Below are 3,337 nucleotides of genomic sequence, written 5' to 3' on the forward strand. Positions count from 1 at the left end.
CAAACAGGGCCCGCACCTCCATCTCCCCCACCGAGAAGGGGGGCTGAGTCTGCTGCTCCGGCTGATACTCGAGGGTCACCAGCAGGATCTGGCCACCGGTCTCAACCAGCGAACTGATGAGGGCCGCATACTGGCGGCGCATCGCCGTCGGCAGGGCGATCAGCGCCGCGCGGTCATAGACCAGCCGGTAATGGCGGCCCAGCGTCGGTGCGGCGAAAAAATCCCCCTGAAAAATGCGCAGGCTGTCCACTTGATGGCACTGATAAGGGCCCACTTCGCTGACGGTAGCGGCGAGCTGGTTTTCACTGAAGAACTGGCTGACGGCAAGGCTCGATAGCTCGAAACCGTCGACCGGATGGCCCTGAGCGCTCAGCCAGAGCATGTCGCGAGACTTGCCGCACAGGGGAACCAACACCGGTTCATCCGCTTGCTGGGCCGACCACCAGGATTGCAGCCAGTGGTTGAAGTCCGCCTGATGAAAGCCAATCCGGTTCTCTTCCCAACGCTGATGCCAAAACGCAGCTTCCATCATGATTCCCCATTGCTTACTAAAAGATGCCTCAATATCACAACTTAACCGGCACCGCGCAACCCTCTGCCCTCCCCTTTTTGCCGTGCAGCCCCAGCGTTTTATCGAACGCATGATCGGGCAACCCCTTACCGCTAACCTCACGGCAGCAACTGGCGCGTTTAGCACGCTTTTCTGATGGGCAGGGGCCACCAACCCATGCAAAAACATCATGGGTCTATGGCGATTGATGAATAAAAGGACTGGATTTGGCAGGCCAACGCGCGCCTGCCAACGCCAGAAAGGTCATCAGAGTGTGGCGCGAGCGGCCGCTAGCTGACGGTCGATATAAGCAAAATCGGGGCGTTCGGCGGGGAGTTCAGAGAGACAGGCGGCTTTGAGCTGATGCAACTCATCGAGCTGTGAGTCTTGCGTATCGCAGTGCGCCAGCAGCTCCTCCAGCAGGCAACCAAAGGCGCGCACCTCCAGCCGCTCAAGGCCCACGGCCCGCTCGTGGTTGCTGCGGTCATAGCTGTTGCGTTCATACAAAGAGGCCGCACCGAAATCTCCCAGCAGGGCGCGAGCCGGAGCGTCAGCCCCGCGGGCAAACAGGATATTGTGACCGTAGAGATCCCCGTGCATGATGCCCGCGCGGTGCAGATGGCCCGCCACCGAGGCAATGCCATGGGCCATCGCCAGCGCATCCGGCACACAGAGGCGCAGCCCCGCGGGATAGATATCCCGGGTGCAGGAGTCCAGGCTCGGCGGCCCGGCCAGATTGGCAAAGGCCGGGTCGATCAGCGCCATCACCAGCGCCGGAATGCCGGAGGGGTGATCCGCCACCTTCCCCATCACCTTGATAAGGTTGGGATGCGTGCCCGCCGCCAGCGACGCCGCCATCTCGCAGCGGGGCAGTCCATCGCTGGTCACCGCCCCCTTGAACAGCTTTACCGCCACCTGACGGACCTCAGCGAGATCGCCCGCCTGACTCGCGTGATCGGCGCTGGCATTGGCATCAGCCACGTCACCAACCATGTCATGAAAAATAGTGGCGCGATGGATAACGCCGGATGCCCCCTGCCCCAGCAGCTCGCCCAGCGCCAGCGTCTCCCAGGCAAGGGTCGCGACATGGGCATCATCGATGGCCCGCGCCTCCGCCCCCTCACTAAAGGGGTTGCCGGAATAGGCAAGCCAGGATAGGCGCGGCAGCGACAGCAGCCAGTCGGGGAAGCGTTCAATGCGGTTGGCGGCGATGCGCAGCAGCTCAAGACGGCGGCAGTTGGCAAGGCTCGCCGGCAGCTCGCGCAGGCGGTTGCCCGCCAGCATCAGCTTTTGCAGGGCGTCGCACTGGCCCAGCTCATCGGGCAACTGCGCCACCGCGTTATCGGTCAGGATCAACCAGCGCAGCCCCGCAGGCAGTGCCCTGGCCGAAACGGTCGCAATCTGGTTGGCCTTGAAGCCCACCATGGTCAACGCCGGACAGCGCCCCAGCACCTCGGGCAGCTCGGTAAAGCGGTTCTCGGAGCAGAAGATGATGCGCAGTTTGCCAAACCCGGCCAGCTCGTCAGGGAGCGCGCTTAGCTGGTTGCCGGTCAAATCCAGCACCTCAAGCGTCTCTTTGAGAGTCAGGATCTCGGGGGGGAACTCCGTCAGATTTTCACAAAGCTTCAGATGGCGGGCACCGCACAGTTCACCTGCGCGCAGCTGTTCCAGAGTATGCATAACCGTTTCTCAATCCTGATGATCTGCCTGATGGCACAGCGACCATCAGCGCGCGCCGAACCTGCGTCCGGCGGTTTTAAAGGGGGGCATTATAAAGAATTCGGAGCGCAGATCGCCCCTTTTGTTGCTTTGGCGACGAGCATGGTGCTCAACAACACCACCCCAGCGGATTAACAAAACATGTAGGGTGCAATAAGCGCAGCGCATTGTACCGTTTGCCGAGCGGCTTTTGGGCTAGAGACCAGAAACCATATTAGCGGTGCAATTTCATTGCACCCTACGGCGCTTGCTTAGCGCTTCTATCGCATATTTTTCTTTAATAAGAAGTGGTAGACGTGCATTTTGATTCCTGTGTCAAACGTTTGGGTAAGGGGTGGGCTTTAGCTCGACCCAGTGAGCGAAGCGAACGATTTCAACCAGTTGTTATACGTTATTAACAATTACTTCGATGACTTGGGTCTTGACGTTGAGATAATCATACGCGGCTCTGGTTTTATGTATGAAGGCGGCATCCCGAGAGAATAGAAAATCTGAGAACGAAGCTATAGAGGCATGCCCTGCATCACTCATTGCGGCAGTGAATCTTCTGTCATACTTCATTTTGGAATCTGGGTAGTAGCCAATAATATTCAATATGTTATATACAGAAGTCACCTTTTCGTGCAAATACATCTCTCTGTTGTAAATTGGGTTTTTTGATATTCCTAAAAATTGCTCTATTGAAAAATCATTTCCCTTGTAGCCATCAAGTGTTTTGTAGACGCTCCATATTTTCTCTATTACGCTTGGAGGTTGAATGTTATTCAGCTGAACTGGCCCGATATTCATATGGTTGCGATATGTCTGAACGCCAGAATAGTTTAATTCATCTTCTATGTGTTTACGCAGCTCCGCTGTTGATTGGGCAAGGGCCTCACTGAAGCTGTGTTGCATTTCTTTTGTGTGGGTAGCGACTGCGGCTTCTATACCAGGGACTAAATCTTTTATCTCGTCAACCTGTTCAGAAATATAGTCAATTAAGACCCCGAATGAATCCACCTGTTCTCTGTTGATGTCATCAAAGTCGCTTCCTACTCGGCCACCATAGAATTTAAGTAATGATTGTGC

4 protein-coding genes are annotated in these 3,337 nt (G+C 56.5%); 1 reads left to right on the forward strand and 3 read right to left on the reverse strand.

The genetic code is table 11. The annotated features are described in order from the left end of the window. Together LD28_RS0112400 and LD28_RS0112405 are read right to left on the reverse strand one after the other, a co-directional pair. Positions 1-529: thiopurine S-methyltransferase (locus LD28_RS0112400; RefSeq protein WP_033137274.1), on the reverse strand; the 529-nt coding region annotated here is incomplete at its 3' end. A 288-nt stretch (positions 530-817) separates the two neighbouring features. Next, positions 818-2,230, reverse strand: a complete 1,413-nt coding sequence (locus tag LD28_RS0112405) for a leucine-rich repeat-containing protein kinase family protein (RefSeq protein ID WP_033137275.1) — start codon at positions 2,228-2,230, stop codon at positions 818-820. Here LD28_RS0112405 and LD28_RS23035 point away from each other — a divergent pair. Further along, positions 2,225-2,404, forward strand: a complete 180-nt coding sequence (locus LD28_RS23035) for a hypothetical protein (RefSeq protein ID WP_156120211.1) — start codon at positions 2,225-2,227, stop codon at positions 2,402-2,404. The genes LD28_RS0112405 and LD28_RS23035 overlap by 6 nt on opposite strands. Positions 2,405-2,653: 249 nt before the next feature. Here the strand turns inward: LD28_RS23035 and LD28_RS23680 are convergent. Further along, positions 2,654-3,337 (reverse strand): hypothetical protein (locus tag LD28_RS23680; RefSeq protein ID WP_033137276.1); only part of this gene is annotated, 684 nt, incomplete at its 5' end.

The organism is Aeromonas finlandensis (assembly GCF_000764645.1).
Classification (GTDB): Bacteria; Pseudomonadota; Gammaproteobacteria; order Enterobacterales; family Aeromonadaceae; genus Aeromonas; species Aeromonas finlandensis.

Bases quoted from the DNA above. Each gene is read 5' to 3' on its own strand.
- LD28_RS23035 (WP_156120211.1), top strand. From the start codon at position 2,225: ATGCATAACCGTTTCTCAATCCTGATGATCTGCCTGATGGCACAGCGA.
- LD28_RS0112405 (WP_033137275.1), bottom strand. From the start codon at position 2,230: ATGCATACTCTGGAACAGCTGCGCGCAGGTGAACTGTGCGGTGCCCGC.